Here is a 16,526-nt window from a genome sequence, read left to right as displayed (position 1 = left end):
AGCAGGCTACCGCAGGGCCTTTCACCTGCGGTCGGCCGATCCCTGGAGTCGCGGCCTGTCGTGGTCCGCATCACGCGTCGCCGGCGGGGGTGGCGCACCGAGCCCACCGTCGCGCGGCCTCCGAGGTGGGACCGCGAACCGCCGCGGTGCCGCATCGGCTGGGACGTAGAACGCCCAGCGGCCCCTTTTTGGGGTTGTCAAGTCCCAGGTCTTACCCTGTTCGACGACGATATTTCTCCCGATCGGCGAGCAAAGAAGGCAGAACCGTGCAGGACACCCGTGCAACCGACCCTGCGGCCGGGCAGACCGCCGCGTCCGACGACGCACCTGCGCACCGCTACACCGCCGAGCTCGCCGGCCGGATCGAGCGCCGCTGGCAGCAGACCTGGGCCGAGCGCGGCACCTTCCACGCCCCGAACCCGGTAGGCCCGCTGGCCGGCCCCACGCCCCCGGACAAGCTGTTCGTGCAGGACATGTTCCCGTACCCGTCGGGCGCGGGCCTGCACGTCGGTCACCCGCTGGGTTATATCGCCACCGATGTGTTCGCCCGCTACCACCGCATGCACGGCCGCAATGTGCTGCACGCGCTGGGCTACGACGCCTTCGGCCTGCCCGCCGAGCAGTACGCGGTGCAGACCGGTGCGCATCCGCGCGACACCACCGAAGCCAATATCGCGACCATGCAGCGCCAGCTGGACCGGCTGGGACTCGGCCATGATCGCCGTCGCTCGTTCGCGACCACCGATCCCGAGTACTACAAGTGGACGCAGTGGATCTTCCTGCGCATCTACAACGCCTGGTACGACCAGGAATTGGATCGCGCCCGCCCGATCTCGGAACTGGAAGAGCAGTTCGCCACCGGCGCGCGCCCGGTACCGGGCGACAAGGACTGGGCGAGCCTGTCGGCGGCCGAGCGTCGCGCCCTGATCGACTCCTACCGCCTTGTGTACCAGACGGATTCGGTGGTCAACTGGTGCCCCGGTCTGGGCACGGTGCTGTCCAACGAAGAGGTCACCGCCGAGGGCCGCAGTGAACGCGGCAATTTCCCGGTGTTCCGTAAGCGCCTGTGGCAGTGGATGATGCGGATCACCTCCTACGCCGACCGGCTGGTCGACGATCTGGATCGGCTGGATTGGCCGGAGAACGTCAAGGCCATGCAGCGCAACTGGATCGGCCGTTCGCGCGGCGCCCAGGTGCGGTTCGCCGCCGACGGGCACGAGCTGGAGGTCTTCACCACCCGCCCGGACACCTTGTTCGGCGCCACCTACGTGGTGCTGGCGCCCGAACACGAGCTGGCCGATCAGCTGACCGCGACAGCCTGGCCCGAGGGTGTGGACCCGCGCTGGACCAACGGCGGTGCCGCCACTCCCGCCGACGCCCTGGCCGGTTACCGCAAGGCGATCGCCGCGAAGTCGGATCTGGAGCGGCAGGAGAACAAGGAGAAGACCGGCGTCTTCCTCGGCAGCTACGCCACCAACCCGGTCAACGGCGCGCAGGTGCCGATCTTCGTCGCCGATTACGTGCTCAGCGGATACGGCACCGGCGCGATCATGGCCGTCCCCGGGCATGACCAGCGCGACTGGGAGTTCGCGACCGCGTTCGGCCTGCCGATCGTCGAGGTGATCTCCGGCGGCGACGTCACCGAGGCCGCCTACTCCGGCGACGGCACCCTGGTGAACTCCGACTACCTGAACGGACTGAGCGTCGAGGAGGCCAAGGCCACCGTCATCGGCCGGCTGGAAGCCGACGGCCACGGCACCGGCACCGTCCAGTACAAGCTGCGCGACTGGCTGTTCGCCCGCCAGCGGTACTGGGGTGAACCGTTCCCCATCGTCTACGACGAGGACGGCGCACCGCACGCGCTGCCGGAATCCATGCTGCCCGTCCAGCTTCCGGAGCTCGACGATTTCGCGCCGGTCACCTTCGACCCCGACGACGCCGATTCCGAGCCGTCGCCGCCGCTGGCCAAGGCCACCGACTGGGTGAACGTCGAGTTGGATCTGGGCGACGGCCCCAAGATGTATCGCCGCGACACCAACGTCATGCCGAACTGGGCGGGCAGCTCCTGGTATCAGCTGCGCTACGCCGATCCGACGAACGCGGAGACGTTCTGCGCCAAGGAGAACGAGCAGTACTGGCTGGGCCCGCGCGCCGAGGGCCACGGTCCCGATGATCCGGGCGGCGTCGACCTGTATGTCGGCGGTGTGGAGCACGCGGTGCTGCATCTGCTGTACGCGCGGTTCTGGCAGAAGGTGCTGTTCGATCTGGGTGACGTCTCCGGCTGCGAGCCGTACCGCCGGCTGTTCAACCAGGGCTACATCCAGGCCTACGCCTACACCGATTCCCGTGGCGCGTATGTGCCCGCGGCCGAGGTGGTCGAGCGCGACGGCAAGTTCTTCTGGACCGACGCCTCCGGCACCGAGATCGAGGTGAACCAGGAGTACGGCAAGATCGGCAAGTCGCTGAAGAACGCCATCTCCCCGGACGAGATCTGCGATCAGTACGGCGCCGACACCTTCCGCTTCTACGAGATGTCGATGGGTCCGCTGGACACCTCGCGTCCGTGGGCGACCAAGGACGTCGTCGGCGCGCACCGCTTCTTGCAGCGGGTATGGCGTCTGGTGGTGGACGAGGAGTCGGGTGCACTGCGGGTCACCGATGAACAGCCCTCCGACGAGACGTTGCGGCTGCTGCACAAGACCATCGCAGGCGTCGACGAGGATCTTGCGGCGCTGCGCGACAACACCGCCGGCGCCAAGCTGATCGAGCTGACCAACCACCTCACCAAGGCCTATCCCGACGGCGCTCCGCGTTCGGTGGTCGAGCCGCTGGTGCTGATGCTCGCCCCGCTGGCGCCGCACATCACCGAGGAACTGTGGGAGCGCCTCGGCCACACCACCGCGCTGGCCCACGGGCCGTTCCCGGTCGCCGATCCGGCGCTGCTGGTGGACGAGTCGGTGGAGTACCCGATCCAGGTGAAGGGCAAGGTGCGCAGCCGCATTCAGGTGCCCGCCGATGCCGATCAGGCGTCGATCGAGGCGGCGGCGCTGGCCGATGAGAAGATCGCGGCGCTGCTCGAGGGCAACGCGCCGCGCAAGATCATCGTGGTACCGGGCCGGATGGTGAACATCGTTCCCTGAGTGGGGCGTACGGCCTGAGCCCGCGGTTCAGGCCTGCACCTGCAACACATCGTTCAGCGTGACCATCGACAGGTTGCGTTCCCGGATGATGTCGACCAGTTGCCCGTAGCAGCGGGTGACGGGCGGGAAGTTCGCGTGCCCGATGACGATGGTCTGCGGGTTGAAATACTTACGCGCGCATTCCATCAGGTACGCCTCGGTGATCAGTCCGGAGTCCGACAGCGAGCCGTACCACATGACCGGGACGGTGTAGCCGAGGTCGGCGGCGACGGCGTCGACTGCCGGGTTGTGCCTGCCGAAGGGCGGGCGGTAGTAGGGCGTGCGGTCTACTCCGAAGGTGTTCCACAGGAACGTCTTACAGCGCTCGAGCTGCGACGCGGCCGCTGAAGCGGAGATGGCGGTGAGGTCGGCGTGATCCCAGGTGTGGTTGCCGAGCTGAATCTGCCCGGAATCGACCAGCGGCCGCAGTTCGTCGCGGTGCATGCTCCAGGATTCGTAGTACGCGGTGACGAAGAAGGTGAACCGGGCGCCGGTGTCCTTGGCGAATCGGATGTAGGCACCGACTACTTCGGGACTCGCGCCGTCGTCCACGGTGAGCGCCATACTGTTCCCGGGCCCCGGCAGCACGGTGATCGTCTCGGCCGCGATCGTCGTCTTCGGGCCACCCGGCGGAGGCGGCAGCAGCGGCGGCGGTACCGGCGCCGGAACCGGCACCTCCGGCATCCCCACCGCGGCCGGCTCACCCTGCGCGGCACTGCATCCCGCCAAGGCCATCGCCGTCCCCGCCGCCAACATCGACAACATCTGGCGTCTGTCCATCACGCAACCCCGCTCGTCCAACCGAACCGTGCTACCCGAAAACACTCACTGACGTGCCAATTCAGGCCGGACTCTACCGGCGGGGTGCCCGCGGGGGCGGGATCGCCACGCACGCGCCGGCCGTCCGCCGATCACGCGAACCGGGGCCTGCTCCATCGGTCCGACGGCAGGCAGCGGACCGGACAGACTCGCCCGCAGCGACTCACCGCGCGATCGGACGCAGGATGATCTCGGTCGGGTGGGCGTCGCGCGGCGTCTCGATCGCGTTGCGCACCGCCAGCGCGACCGTTTCGGCGGTGAGGAATTCCTCCGGGCGATACTCGCGCCCCTCACCTGCAACGATGTCGCGCTGCATATCGGTATCGATGCGGCCGGGGTGAATCGAGGTGACGCGCAGGCCGGGCTCCTCGAGCCGCAGCGCATCGCCGAAGGCGCGCAAGGCGAACTTGCTGGCCGCGTACGACCCCCAACCGGCGTTGGCGCGCAGGCCGGCACCGGAATTGATCAGCACCACATGCCCGTTCGCGGCGCGCAGCGCGGGCAGCAGCAGGCGGGTCAGCTCCGCGACCGCGATGACGTTGGCCTCCATGGTCGTGCGCCACTGCCGCACCGGCGATTCGGCGACAGTGCCGAGATCGGCGATGCCCGCGTTGTGCACCAGCACATCGAGGCGTTGGATCGGCGCCACCGCCTCGGCGACGGCCGCGTAGTCGGTGAGCTCGACCGGCATGCCGGTCGCACCGGGCAATTCGGTGAGGATCGGGTCGAGCGATCGCGCCGATCGGGCCCCGAGCAGCAGGTCGTGGGTCGGTGCGAGGGCACGGGCGATCGCGGCGCCGAGACCCCGGGCAGCACCAGTGATCAACGCCGTAGGGCGGGCCGAGTCGGAAGCGGAGGCGGTGGTCATGCGGGCAACGCTAACCGGCGGCCCACCATCCGGCGACAGGCCCGGCAGCGCATTCGGATATGCAGGGCGGGCCGAGCGCGGTAGTTTCGCCCTATGACGGATCCGTCGCGCAACTACGGGCGGGAAGACCCGCACCAGCAGCCCTACACCCAGCCGTACACCCAGAGCCAGTACAGCCAGTACTCGCAGCAACAGCCGCAGCAGTACGGGCAGGAGCCGCAGCAGTACGGACAGGAACGGCAGCGGCAGATGCCGCAGATCAATCTGGGCAGACTGTGGGCAGGCGGCGTCGGCACGGCGGTGGTCGTCGCGCTGGTTATCGTCGTCGCGATCATGCTGGTCCGCGGGATCCTGAAGATCGCGGTGCTCTCGCCGGAGGGCGCGGGCGCCTACGGCACGGTCTCCACGACGTCCTACGCCCTGGCGGGCGCCGCCGCCGCCATCGCCGCCACCGGTCTGCTCAACCTGCTGCTCGCGTTCATGCCGAGCCCGATGCAGTTCTACTACTGGATCACCGGTCTGCTCACCGCTCTGGCGGTGCTGCTGCCGTTCACGCTGGTCGCGGACCTGGACGCGAAGATCGCCACCGCCGTGATCAACCTGATCGCCGGTCTGTGCATCATCACCCTGCTCGGCTCGATCGGCGCCAGCGCGATCCAGCGTCAGCCGCAGCAGTACTGAGTCGCGCGTCGGCTCCATCCGGTAGTGCCGTGGAGCCGACGCCGCTACGCCGCTACGCGCATCGGTGACGCCCCGGAAACACGCAGCTCACGGCCATGTAACTACTCCGCCCGGGCAAGCGTTCCGGCCGGTGAACCCGCAGAATAGGAGCATGGTCCACCCAGGTTTCACCCCCACTCAGCTCTCCGCCCGCGCGGCCTATCTGCTGCGGGGTAACGATCTGGGCACCATGACCAGTGCCGCGCCCAGGCTGTATCCGCACATGTGGAGCTGGGACGCCGCGTTCGTCACCGTCGGTCTGGCGCCGCTGAGTGTGGAGCGGGCGGTGGTCGAGCTCGACACATTGCTGTCGGCGCAGTGGAAGAACGGGATGATCCCGCACATCGTCTTCGCCAACGGTGTCGACGGCTATTTCCCGGGTCCGGCCAGGTGGGAGTGCCGCACGCTGGCCGTGCACGCACCCGACGGGCCCGACACCTCCGGCATCACCCAGCCTCCGGTGCACGCCATCGCGGTGCAGCGCATCCTCGACCATTCCCGTAGGCACGGCCGCAGCACCCGAGCGGTGGCCGAGGAGTTCCTGAATCGGCGCTGGCCCGATCTGGTGCGCTGGCACCGCTGGCTCGCCACCGCCCGCGACCCCAAGGAGAACGGCCGGATCACGCTCTATCACGGCTGGGAATCCGGGATGGACAATTCACCGCGCTGGGATCGCGCCTACGCGAACGTGGTGCCCGGCGATCTGCCCGCCTACCGCCGGGAAGACATCCTGGTCATCGACGATCCGAGCCAGCGCCCGAGCGACCGCGAATACGACCGCTACCTGTGGCTGGTCGAGCAGATGCGCCGGGCGGGCTACGACGATTTCCAGCTCACCTCGACGATGAGTTTCGCGGTCGAGGACGTGTTCGTCTCCGCGATCTTCGCCATGGCGTGCGAGGTGCTCGCCCAGATCGGCGAGGAATATCACCAGCCCAACGCCGACGTGCGTGAGTTGTACGGCTGGGCGAAACGGTTTCGCGCGGGAGTGGTGGCCTCCGCCGATCCACGCACCGGCGCCGCCCGCGACTTCGACGTCCGGTTGCAGCGCTGGATCACCACCGAAACGTTGTCGATGTTCGCGCCGCTGCTCTGCGGTGGCCTCGAACGCGACGCCGAACGCGCCCTGATCCGCTCGTTCGAGGGCCCGCGGTGGTGCGCGCACCCAGATCTGCGCTACGCGCTGCCGCCGTCGACGTCGCCGGTGTCGAAGGATTTCCGGCCGCGCGAGTACTGGCGCGGTCCGGTCTGGCCGGTGATGACGTGGCTGTTCTCCTGGTCCTTCGCCCGCAGAGGCTGGGCCGAGCGCTCCTACATGCTGCGTGCCGAGGGCCTGCGCCAAGCCAGCGACGGCAGCTTCGCCGAATACTACGAACCGTTCACCGGGGAACCGCTCGGCAGCATGCAGCAGTCCTGGACCGCGGCCTCGGTGCTCGACTGGCTGGGCTGAGAACTCGCCGGTCACGCGGGTTTTACTGTTCCGCCACCGGTTTGTCGTGGCGCCGAACACCCTTCGCCCCGATACTTGGTGCAACAGTGACGCAGGTCGGAGGCGCGAAATGAATGTTGTGGAGCGGTTCGCCGCAGCGCATCCGGACGTACTCGCGGGGGAGACCTGGGGCATTTCGGGTCCGGCATTCCTGTCGGTGTACATCCCGGTGGCGATACTCGCGGTCGCGGCGGGAGTGTGGTTGCGGCACAATGCCGATCGGTCGGCCGCGCCCACAGAGAAATTGAGCGCACCCGAGATCGCCATGTTGTACGGCGATCAACGCCCGGTGATGGCGGCGCTGGCGTCGCTGCGCAGCCACGGCCTCATCGACTCGCGGGCCACCCCGACTCGTGCGATGACACCCGCTGACCGCGCCCAGCTCGACTGGTTCACGCTCGCGATCTTCGATCGGCTGACCTCGCAGGAACAGACCGTCGCCGGTATCGCCGCGTCGGCGAGTGCGCAGATCGAGCAGTTGCGGGCCTCGCTGACCGAACGCGGGTACCTGCCCGACGTGGCGTCGCGGCGGGCCGCTCGCGATGCGGGCATGCCCATCGCGATCGTCGGGATCCTCGGCGTCGTCCGGTTCTTCGCTGGCTTGATCAACGGCAATCCGACGCTGTTCCTGTTCTTCGTGCTGGCCGCGTTGGCGATCGCCTGGCGCCTTGTGGCCTATCCCGGCCGGGTGACCAGGCGCGGCGCCGAAGCCAAGAAGCGGGCGGTGGCCGAGCACACTTATCTGCGGCCGCGGAATTCGCCCGCTTACGCCACCTACGGCGTGGGTGCGGCCGCGATCGCGGTGGCCGTTTTCGGCACTTCCGCGTTGACCGTCCTCGATCCGGGGCTCGCGAGCACGGTGGACGCGCCTACCGGTGGCGCCGACGGCGGCGGAGGCTCCGGCGGTGACGGTGGCGGTGGCGGTGGCTGCGGCGGTGGTGGTGGCGGATGCGGCGGCGGCGGTGGTTGCGGTGGATGAGCGGATGACCACGCAGCCCGAGGTGCTCGCGGCAGGAGAAACCTGGGGCATCTCCGGCGGCGATTTCCTGATGGTCTACATCCCGGTCGCGCTGCTCGCCATCGCGGCGGGCGTGTACCTGCAACGCAAGTACGCCCACCGGCACGCGGCCGAATGGAACGGCGTCTCGCTGGACAAGCTGACCCCTCCGGAGACGGCGATGCTGTTCAGCGCGGAACGCGCGGTCACCGCCGCCGTCACGTTGCTGCGCAGCCATGAACTCATCGATTCCGATGCCACGCCCACCCGCACACCCACCGCGGCCGAGCGGGCCCAACTGGACTGGTTCACCAGCGCGATCCACAGCGCGCTCGGCCCGACGAAGCAGACGATCACCGAGATCGCCGCCGCCGCGAAGAAGCCGGTGCAGGAACTGGAGATCGCGCTGGTCCAGCGCGGCTACCTCACCGGCGCGGCGGACAAGCGGGACGCCCGCGATGCCGCAATGCCGATCGTGATCGTCGGGGTGCTCGGTGCCGTGCGGTTGATCGCCGGCGTGATCGCGGGCAATCCGTCGGGTTTCCTGGTGCCCTGCCTGCTCGTGCTGGCCTTCGCCGGCTGGTGGGTGATGACTCCGGAGCGCCTCACTCCGCGCGGCATGGCGGCCAGAGACCGGGCTGTGCAGGACAATGCACACTTGCGTCCGTCGAATTCACCGGCCTACACCACCTACGGTGCCGGCGCGGCCGCTGTCGCCGTCGCGGTGTTCGGCGCCGCCGCGCTGACGGTGCTGGATCCGGCACTGGCCCAGGCGGTCGAACCGCCGTCGGGTGGGGCCGATGGCGGCGGCGACGGCGGGGGAGACGGCGGTGGGGGCGGTTGCAGCGGCTGTGGTGGTTGCGGTGGTTGCGGTGGCTGAGTCCGGGAACGCCTTGCTGCCGGATCACGCGCTCGGCATCGGCTGGCGGTCGGAGATCTGCGGCCTGATCGATCAGCTCGACGGGCTGGACTTCTGTGAGGTGATCGCGGAATCGCTGCCCGCATCCGCCGCTGTGCCACCGGAACTGGAGGCGCTGCGAGCGCGGGGGACGAGCGTTGTGCCGCACGGAGTCACGCTGTCGTTGGGTGGTGTGGAACCGGTCGACGACCAGCGGATCGCCCATCTCGCGCTGTGTGCCGAGCGGGTATCCGCGCCGCTGGTGAGCGAGCATGTGGCGTTCGTGCGGGCCGGTGGCTTGGAGGCGGGCCACCTGCTGCCCGTTCCGCGCACCCGCGCGTCGTTGGAAGTGCTGACCCGCAACATCGTCCGGACGCAGGACGGGCTCCCGGTTCCGCTCGCGGTGGAGAACATCGCCGCCCTGTTCGACTGGCCCGACGACGAATTCACCGAATCGGAATTCCTCACCGAACTGGTCGAACGCACCGGCGCGTATGTGCTGATCGATATCGCCAACGTCTACGCCAACGCCCGCAACCGTGGCCGCGACCCGCTCAGCGAATTGCGCCGCCTGCCCGTCGACCGTCTCGCCTACTGCCACATCGCCGGCGGCACCGAATCCGACGGCCACTACCACGACACCCACCAGCACCCCGTTCCCGCCGAAGTGCTCGCGCTGGTCGCCGAATTCACCACCGACTACCCGGCCCCGCTGATGCTCGAACGTGACGGCAACTACCCGCCCGCCGAAGAGCTCCTGGACGAACTCGACGCCATCGCCAACGCGGCCGCCCGCGCGCCGATCACCGCTCGCGCCCGCGCCGCGCGGTCTGTTCGGGGGCGGGTGTGACTGCCGTGGCTCCCGGGAGGCGCCGCGGTGGCGCGGCGGGCGAGCGTCCCGATCCGATAAGCGACGGTGTTTCGTCCGAAGACGTCCGGGCCCTCGCCGAACGTCAAGCGGCGCTGGTCCGTGCTCTGGTCGCAGGCGAGGCCACGCCGCCGGGTTTCGACGACGTGGCCCTGCGCGCCGCCGAATCCGCCCTGCTGCGCAAGCGTGCGGGCATCCTCGCCCGCCACAACCCCATGCTCGCCCACGCCGCGGGGCCGGATTTCGAGAAGACGTTCGCCGCGTGGGCGCGGGGTCGCCCGAAGATTTCCACGGACGCGGATATCGCAGGGTTCGCGGCTCATCTGGGAATCCGATTGCCGTCCAAGAGGAGTCGAATCGTTGCCCGCTTGCGGACGCTACTGCGATTGAAGGGCTGAGCAGCCCGGCCTGCTTCGGGGGGCGATCATCGCTCTACCAGCAGCTCCTTGCCTGGAACGTGGCCGGCACTCAACGGAATACGGCGATGTTCTCAGCTACACACTGATGAAACGGCCGGGCGGGCGCTCCGGTAATCCGCTCCACCGTGTCACGCACCGCGAGTAGTTCCTCGTTCACGTCCCCGCCGATCAGATCGAGCACCGCATCCGCGGCATCCTCACCGAAGACCTCGACCATGCCCGATCGTGCCTGCTCCCGGCTGATTTCGAGAACGGCCACCTCCCGGCCGAGCCCGGCCGCGATCTGCTCGACCTGCTGACGTGCCGTGATCAGCTCCGGCCCGGTCAGCTCATACCTGCGTCCCCGATGCGCGGAATCGGTCAGCGCCACCCGCGCCACCGACGCGATATCGGCCGGATGAATCGTCGGCAACCCCACGTCGGCGTACGGAATCTCGACCGGCTGATTCGCACTGATCGCCGGCGCCCACATCGCGGTATTCGAAGCGAACTGCGTCGGCCGCAGAATCGTCCACTCCATCCCGCCGGCCTCGACCAACTTCTCCACCGCCGCGTTCTCGGCCGCCGGCCCCAAATGCGGATGCGTCGTCACGGTAATCGACGAGACCAGCACAACATGCTCAACCCCAGCCCGCCGAGCGGCGTCGATGATCTCCTCGTCCGGCCCCATCCGAGACAGCAGGAATATCGACCGAACCCCATCCAGCGCCTTTGGCAGTGAGCCGACATCCTCGAGGTCACCCTCGACGACCTCCACACCCGCCGGAACCCGCGCCCGTCCGGCATCGCGCGTCAACGCCCGCACCGGCGCGACGCCCGCCAGCTCCTGCACCAGCGCACTACCGATATTCCCCGTGGCTCCCGTTACGAGAATCATGGTGGGTTCTCCTGTTCGCTCAGATCAACTGAGAGTGACGGTAGAACCTAAACAATTGTCGAGGTCAAGCGGGTTCGCCGCGGGCGCGGCGAACCCGATGGCCGTGTCTACGGCTTCGTCGCCACTCTGCAACCCGACGCCAACTTCGGCCGCATCCTCGCTGCCTACGGCGGCGTCTTCGTAGCCGGCTCCCAACTCTGGGGCATGGCACTGGACGGCTTCCGCCCCGACCGCTGGGACCTCATCGGCGCCACCATCTGCCTGGCCGGTGTCGCGGTCATCATGTACGCACCGCGTCCGGCGTGAGCTGCCACAACGCGATTTACGGTGCGCCCGCCGAGTGGTAATCCGGTCGGCGACCTTCCGATTATCGAGTGGCGGGGGCCGAATGGGCGCCGTACGGTGCGATCGGTGATCACGAAGGGGGCGAGTATGCCCGTTGTGCGGCGGTTCTGGATCGAATTCGAGCGCGGCCACGCGTCGGCTCTGTGGTGGATCGGGTCGTATGCCGGTGTCACCGGGTACGACGAGCGGGACTGTCTGGCGATGGTGGCGGATCTGCTCACCGACGGTGCGGAGTTGCCCCCGGTGCGCCGCATCACGCCGGACATCGTGGTGGACGAGAACCTTCCGGTGAACATTCGCGCTCTCGGAGTCCCGGTGTGGCCGGGTGTCTGGTATCCACCGGTGAATCTGCGGACCGGGCCCAACCTGGCTCGGTGGTCCCGGTGAAGGAACGCCCGGCCGGCCGGGCGGGTAGCGGCGTTCGACCTGCGGGATGCCAGAGGGGGCTCGGATCCGAATCGGCTCGTGCGTTCGGTCAGCGAGCCCCGGTGCGGGCAACGGCGCGCACTGCTTCCAGCACCGCTCGCCCCGCGTCGACATCACCGACGGCGATCCGCGCGCTCCCATCGGCGTACGACTTGGCCGCGATCCCTGCGCGGCGTAGCGCGGTAGCAACCTTCGGGCCGGGCAGATAGAGGAAATTCGCGTAGCTCGGAGGAACGTCGATTCCTGTGCAGCTCAACGCCTCCCGCAGCGAATCGCGCTCCTCGGTGATCCGGGCTACGCGGACCGCGAGTTCGGGCTCGGCGGCGTAGCAGGCGGTGATGGCGGCGGTCGCGAAGGCGGGAACCCCGAAGGGGAGTTGGATGCGGCGGACTCGGGCGATCAGGGCTGCGTTGCCGAGGGCGTAGCCGATGCGCAGGCCCGCCAGGCCGTAGGCCTTGGAGAAGGTGCGCAGGATCAGGAGGTTCGGGTGGCGGGCGAGGAGGGTGCGTGGGTCGAGGCGGTCGGCTGCCGGGAGAAATTCCACGTACGCCTCGTCGAGGATCACCGGGATGTGGGTGGGGACGCTGCGTAGGAATCGGCGCAGGTCACGCTCGGGGATGAGGGTGCCGGTCGGGTTGTGTGGGCGGCACAGGACTACCACGCGGGTCCTGGAAGTGATGGCGCGGGACATGGCACGCAGATCCTGCTGACCTGCGGAATCGAGCGGGACGCCGATGGCGTAGACGCCGACCATGCCGGCCAGGATCGGGTAGCCGTCGAAATTCGGCATACCGAGCACCATTTCGGAACCGGAACCGGAACCGGAACCGGAGCCGGAGCCGGCCCCGCCGAGGGTGTGCAAGATCTGCATGGCTACGCCGGTGGCCCCGGAGCCGACCAGCACCTGATCCGGGTGCATGTCGAGGTGGGCGGCGATGACGGCGGCGAGACGGGTCGGCAGAAATTCGGGATATCTGTTTGCTCGGGCGACCTCGCGCTGGATCGCGGCTCGCACCGAAGGCAAAGGCGGGAAGGGGTTCTCGCTCAAGCTCACGTCGAAACGGATCGGGGTAGTGGGATGAAACCGCCGCGACGATCGGCTTCGGTCGGCCAGATGAACGCTCACCGCGCCGCACCCCACCGCACCGCCGCCGCGGCGGCGAAATCTCCCGCGTGAGCGAACGCCGACATCAGCACCACCGAACCGTTGCGCAGCCGCCCGGCCTGATTCTCCACATCCAACGTCACCGGAATCCCTGCGGCGAAGAGATTTCCGCACGAGTCGAACGTATCCGGATGACGTTCCGCGGGCAGCTCCAGTGCATCATGCCAGTTGCGCAGGAACAACCGGTTCGGTTGATTGGTGACGAAGGTGTCGATATCGCGCCCCTTCACCCCGATCCGGTCGCATACCGCCAGCGCCACTTCCGGAACCAGCCGATTACCGCGCGCGAACACCTTGGTGATCTTCGATTCGGTGAAACTCACGCAACCGTGGCCCGCACCGGGTTCCCAGTACTTGCGGTCGCCGTTGGTGGTGAAGTCCATGTCACCGGCGAATTCGGGGTAGGTGCGACATTCGATATCCAGGATCGGTGCGCTGTCGTCACGGACGAGCAGGCCGACGCCGCAGCCGTCGCCGGGGACGGGGGCCTGGGCGAGTTTGCGGATATCGGACTGGGTGAAAACCGGGCCCGCGCAATTCTGGGTGGCGGCGATGAGGGCGGTTCTGGCGTCGGTCGTGCGCAGAATGGTCTGGGCCAGCGCCATCATGTGTACGAAGGCCGCGCAGCCGCCGTTGTGCAGGTCGAAGACCCAGCCAGGCTTGGCATTCAGCCGCCGCGCCACCTCGGGTCCGCAACCCATGACGGGGTTGTCGGGCAACTGGGTGTGGGTGATCAGAACATCGAGCCCGGCCAGGAAATCCGCGCCGTGCCGTTCGACCAGCGGCGCCACCGCCTGCTCGACCATATCGACCGCGGTTTCGTCGCGCCCGACGTGATAGCGCGTTTTCGGCGAACGGAACATGACGTTCTTGGCCATCCGGTCCGACCGCGAGAACTGTGTGAAGTATTCCGTCCCGACCGGCTCGCCGGGCAGATAGCTCGCCACATCCACCAGGCTGACCTGCGGCCCACGCGTCGCTTCCGGCATCAGCTCATCCATTCCGGTTTGATGGGCAGGCCATGGCCGGCGCGGTATTCGCAGATCGCCTTGAGGTTGTCCATCTCCAATTGGTGTCCGGCCGAGAACATCTCCCAGAAGTCGCCGACCCACACCGGCCGTTTCGGTGGTGCCGATTCGGGATAAGGATTCTCGTCATAGAACGGGTGCTTGCAATTGACCCACAGCACAACCGATCCCGGCTTGTCGAACACTACCTGTGCGTCGACGACCCGCATCAGATACACCATCCACAGGTGCTCGCTCTGATCCCAAGCGCAGTGATAGTCCACCGTCATGGCATGCGTATCGGCGACGGTGCGGGTGTAGATCTTGGTCGCGTCACCGAGCCGGTCATAGGCCAGCCACAGGCCCGGCTCCTCGGTCTCGGTGAATCCGCGCAGGCTGTAGGTCCATTCCTCCAGCGACCTGGTGTCGGACAGATACTCGAAGACCTCCCGCGGCGGCGCGGCGATGTAGGCCTGGACGGGGCAGAAGTCACCGTAGATCTGATCGTGCGGATACACCGACCGCAGCATGTCCATGATGATCGGCGTGGTGGCCTCCTTATCGGAATTCTCGATGCGCAGAATTCCGGGAATCGGGTCGTCGCCGATGTCACTGAGGGCGGGCAGGGCACTTGTCGTCACGGTGTACTCCTCAGGAATGGCAGGAAGGGTGGGATTTCGTCGGGGTCGCAATCGATGGAGACGAACGAGGGGCCCTGGCAGCCGAGGCATTCGGTGAGGGCGGCGGGCAATTGGTCCATCGTGTGCACCGAGCGCACCTTCAGCGACGGGAACATCGCCGCCATCCCCTCACCTAGCAGTGCGGGATGGAATCTGTTGAAGCTGTAGCGGTCCCGGTACAGCAGCTGTTCGCGGGTGACGCACATGGCGTGCGCGTTGTTGTTGAACACGATGAAGGTGACCGGCAGCGCGTACTCGACGGCGGTGTGCAGCTCCAGGCCGTGCATGTAGAACGAGCCGTCGCCTGCGATCACCACGGTGCGATGACCCTCGGGGGAGCGGGCGAACGCCGATCCGATGCCTGCCCCGAACGCGTACCCCATTCCGCCCATGCCGAGCGCGACGACGAACCGGCCGTCGCGCGGCACCCGCAGCTGATGAACGACGGCGGCGCCGGTATTGCCCGCGTCGACGAAGACGTCCGCGCCCTCGGGCAATGCGGCTTGGATCGCCTCGACGATCTGGCGGTAATGCAGGCCAGGGCCGTGCGATTCGGGCACGGGCAACGGCGTCAGTTGTCGGGCGGGTGCCGTGCGAGTGACCAGGGTGGTGCGCACGGCGGTCGCGACCGGCGATGCCGCAGCGGTCCCCGTGGAGTCGGCGAGTTCGGCACCGGCGTGCCCGTCGTGCCCGCCGCGCAGCCGCGCCAGGATCATCCGCAACGCGACGCCGACATCGGTGCAGGTCGCGTGGGTCGTCGGCAGGTGCGGCATGGCCATCCCGATGCTGGCGATGGCGGTCCGGTCGAGCAGCTCGTCGAGCCCGGTGCGCGCGGTGACCGGCATCGGGGTGCCTACCAGCAGACACAGCGTGGCCTCGGCCAGGGCGTCGGCCAGCTCGCGATGCCCCATCGTGCCCGCGACACCGCAGAACGCAGGCGCGAAATTGTCGTAGGTGTCCTTGGCGTCGGGTGCGACGCCGACCAGGGCGTCCAGTTCGGCCACCACCTCGGCGAGCGCGGTGCGGGCATCGTCGCGTGCCACCTGGTCGCCGGCGATCACCACGATCTTGCCCAGCCTGCGCGCGGTTTCCAGCGCGGTCAGCACCCGCTCGAGTTCGTCGTCGTCGAGCCAGGTGGCGCGCGGGTCGGGGCGGAACGGGCCGATGCCACCCATCCCGGCCTGCTGGACGTCCTTGGGCAGCAGCAGCACCGAAGGCCCGCCGCGCCGGGCCGCCCGCAGCGCCCGCGCCAGCCGTTCGGGAAGTTCGGCGGGATGGGCCACGCGTGCGCAGTAGCGGCTGATCGTGCTGAACAGCCGCACCGCGTCGATCGCGCCGGCCTGCCCGCTCGAATCCTGGAAGGCGCCGTGACCTTCCAGCGTGGTCGGTGGCTGACCGATCAGGGCGAGCACCGGGACTCGCGAGGCATACGATTCGGCGAGTCCGGCAACGAGATTCATCGCACCGCCACCGGAGGTGGCGGCGACGACGCCGAGTCCGCCGGTGGAGCGGGCATACCCGTCGGCCATGGTGGCCGCGGAGAATTCGTGTTTGGCGACCACGCCGATCACCGCGCCGCCCGCCTCGAAGATGGCGTCGTAGAGGTCTTCGATATTGGCGCCGTCGACGCCGAAGATATGCCGTACGTCGAGCTCGGGCATGGTGCGTACCAGATAGTCCACAACTCTGTCGGGCATCGCACCTCCTTCCAGCGCCGAGTGGGCAGTGCTGCGCGCCGCCTGGAAGGAGATACGGGCTCGCTCACGTCC

General features: G+C 68.2%; 15 protein-coding genes and 1 pseudogene. 9 read left to right on the top strand and 7 right to left on the bottom strand.

The features are described from left to right. Window positions 1-266 precede the first annotated feature (266 nt). On the top strand, window positions 267-3,140 hold the full coding sequence (gene leuS, locus RJ05_RS25180; RefSeq protein ID WP_036541452.1) for a leucine--tRNA ligase: 2,874 nt from the start codon (window positions 267-269) through the stop codon (window positions 3,138-3,140). 27 nt (window positions 3,141-3,167) lie between these two features. Here leuS and RJ05_RS25175 read toward each other — a convergent pair whose 3' ends face one another. Together RJ05_RS25175 and RJ05_RS25170 are read right to left on the bottom strand one after the other, a co-directional pair. Then, window positions 3,168-3,959: a polysaccharide deacetylase family protein gene (locus RJ05_RS25175; protein ID WP_036541450.1), complete on the bottom strand. Its 792-nt coding sequence runs from the start codon at window positions 3,957-3,959 to the stop codon at window positions 3,168-3,170. Window positions 3,960-4,161: 202 nt separating this feature from the next. Continuing rightward, window positions 4,162-4,866 carry an SDR family oxidoreductase gene (locus RJ05_RS25170; RefSeq protein ID WP_036541449.1) on the bottom strand — a complete coding sequence of 235 codons (705 nt, stop codon included), beginning with the start codon at window positions 4,864-4,866 and terminating at the stop codon, window positions 4,162-4,164. A gap of 93 nt (window positions 4,867-4,959) precedes the next feature. Here RJ05_RS25170 and RJ05_RS25165 point away from each other — a divergent pair, with 93 nt between their 5' ends. The 6 genes from RJ05_RS25165 to RJ05_RS25140 all read left to right on the top strand — a co-directional run bounded on the left by RJ05_RS25165 (window position 4,960) and on the right by RJ05_RS25140 (window position 10,236). Next, window positions 4,960-5,547 (top strand): DUF6069 family protein, encoded by a 588-nt coding sequence (locus RJ05_RS25165; protein ID WP_036541447.1) that lies wholly within the window; start codon window positions 4,960-4,962, stop codon window positions 5,545-5,547. 151 nt (window positions 5,548-5,698) lie between these two features. Next, window positions 5,699-7,036 (top strand): glucosylglycerate hydrolase, encoded by a 1,338-nt coding sequence (gene ggh / locus RJ05_RS25160; RefSeq protein ID WP_036541445.1) that lies wholly within the window; start codon window positions 5,699-5,701, stop codon window positions 7,034-7,036. Between the two features lie 109 nt (window positions 7,037-7,145). Then, a complete protein-coding gene (locus tag RJ05_RS25155) occupies window positions 7,146-8,054 on the top strand; it encodes a TIGR04222 domain-containing membrane protein (protein ID WP_081597522.1) in 909 nt (302 codons plus the stop codon). Next, entirely contained in the window at window positions 7,981-8,952 is a 972-nt protein-coding gene (locus RJ05_RS25150) for a TIGR04222 domain-containing membrane protein (RefSeq protein WP_249040442.1), read from the top strand. The genes RJ05_RS25155 and RJ05_RS25150 overlap by 74 nt, the downstream gene beginning before the upstream one ends. 16 nt (window positions 8,953-8,968) lie before the next feature. Then, window positions 8,969-9,820 (top strand): MbnB/TglH/ChrH family RiPP precursor modification enzyme, encoded by an 852-nt coding sequence (locus RJ05_RS25145; RefSeq protein WP_036541518.1) that lies wholly within the window; start codon window positions 8,969-8,971, stop codon window positions 9,818-9,820. Between the two features lie 5 nt (window positions 9,821-9,825). After that, entirely contained in the window at window positions 9,826-10,236 is a 411-nt protein-coding gene (locus RJ05_RS25140) for an SCO6045 C-terminal-like domain-containing protein (protein ID WP_249040441.1), read from the top strand. Window positions 10,237-10,306: 70 nt separating this feature from the next. Here the strand turns inward: RJ05_RS25140 and RJ05_RS25135 are convergent, their stop codons facing one another. Then, window positions 10,307-11,134: an SDR family oxidoreductase gene (locus RJ05_RS25135; RefSeq protein ID WP_036541437.1), complete on the bottom strand. Its 828-nt coding sequence runs from the start codon at window positions 11,132-11,134 to the stop codon at window positions 10,307-10,309. 105 nt (window positions 11,135-11,239) lie between these two features. On the opposite strand from RJ05_RS25135, the pseudogene RJ05_RS25130 reads away from it, so the two are divergent. After that, window positions 11,240-11,440, top strand: a pseudogene (locus tag RJ05_RS25130) (YnfA family protein); the annotation flags it as partial. A gap of 105 nt (window positions 11,441-11,545) precedes the next feature. Next, complete coding sequence (locus tag RJ05_RS25125) at window positions 11,546-11,866, top strand: hypothetical protein (protein ID WP_138445516.1); 321 nt, start codon at window positions 11,546-11,548, stop codon at window positions 11,864-11,866. A gap of 88 nt (window positions 11,867-11,954) precedes the next feature. On the opposite strand, the gene RJ05_RS25120 is transcribed toward RJ05_RS25125, so the two are convergent. The 4 genes from RJ05_RS25120 to RJ05_RS25105 all read right to left on the bottom strand — a co-directional run bounded on the left by RJ05_RS25120 (window position 11,955) and on the right by RJ05_RS25105 (window position 16,454). Continuing rightward, window positions 11,955-12,959 (bottom strand): aminotransferase class I/II-fold pyridoxal phosphate-dependent enzyme, encoded by a 1,005-nt coding sequence (locus RJ05_RS25120; protein WP_506330608.1) that lies wholly within the window; start codon window positions 12,957-12,959, stop codon window positions 11,955-11,957. Between the two features lie 68 nt (window positions 12,960-13,027). Then, entirely contained in the window at window positions 13,028-14,059 is a 1,032-nt protein-coding gene (locus RJ05_RS25115; RefSeq protein WP_036541433.1) for a 3-oxoacyl-ACP synthase III family protein, read from the bottom strand. Then, window positions 14,059-14,718, bottom strand: coding sequence for an SRPBCC family protein (locus RJ05_RS25110; protein ID WP_036541431.1), 660 nt, complete (start codon window positions 14,716-14,718; stop codon window positions 14,059-14,061). Before RJ05_RS25110 ends, RJ05_RS25115 begins: the two co-directional genes overlap by 1 nt. Continuing rightward, window positions 14,715-16,454 (bottom strand): thiamine pyrophosphate-binding protein, encoded by a 1,740-nt coding sequence (locus RJ05_RS25105; RefSeq protein WP_051016896.1) that lies wholly within the window; start codon window positions 16,452-16,454, stop codon window positions 14,715-14,717. The genes RJ05_RS25110 and RJ05_RS25105 overlap by 4 nt, the downstream gene beginning before the upstream one ends. Between the last annotated feature and the right edge of the window lie 72 nt (window positions 16,455-16,526).

The sequence above is a fragment of the Nocardia cyriacigeorgica NBRC 100375 genome (assembly GCF_000308555.1).
GTDB classification, from domain to species: Bacteria; Actinomycetota; Actinomycetes; order Mycobacteriales; family Mycobacteriaceae; genus Nocardia; species Nocardia cyriacigeorgica.
The sequence above is the reverse complement of the archived record's forward strand: the minus strand, read 5'-3'. Positions and strand labels throughout refer to the sequence as shown.

Bases quoted from the DNA above. Each gene is read 5' to 3' on its own strand.
- RJ05_RS25135 (WP_036541437.1), bottom strand. From the start codon at position 11,134: ATGATTCTCGTAACGGGAGCCACGGGGAATATCGGTAGTGCGCTGGTG.
- RJ05_RS25115 (WP_036541433.1), bottom strand. From the start codon at position 14,059: ATGCCGGAAGCGACGCGTGGGCCGCAGGTCAGCCTGGTGGATGTGGCG.
- RJ05_RS25175 (WP_036541450.1), bottom strand. From the start codon at position 3,959: ATGGACAGACGCCAGATGTTGTCGATGTTGGCGGCGGGGACGGCGATG.
- RJ05_RS25155 (WP_081597522.1), top strand. From the start codon at position 7,146: ATGAATGTTGTGGAGCGGTTCGCCGCAGCGCATCCGGACGTACTCGCG.
- RJ05_RS25170 (WP_036541449.1), bottom strand. From the start codon at position 4,866: ATGACCACCGCCTCCGCTTCCGACTCGGCCCGCCCTACGGCGTTGATC.
- RJ05_RS25165 (WP_036541447.1), top strand. From the start codon at position 4,960: ATGACGGATCCGTCGCGCAACTACGGGCGGGAAGACCCGCACCAGCAG.
- RJ05_RS25105 (WP_051016896.1), bottom strand. From the start codon at position 16,454: ATGCCCGACAGAGTTGTGGACTATCTGGTACGCACCATGCCCGAGCTC.
- ggh (WP_036541445.1), top strand. From the start codon at position 5,699: ATGGTCCACCCAGGTTTCACCCCCACTCAGCTCTCCGCCCGCGCGGCC.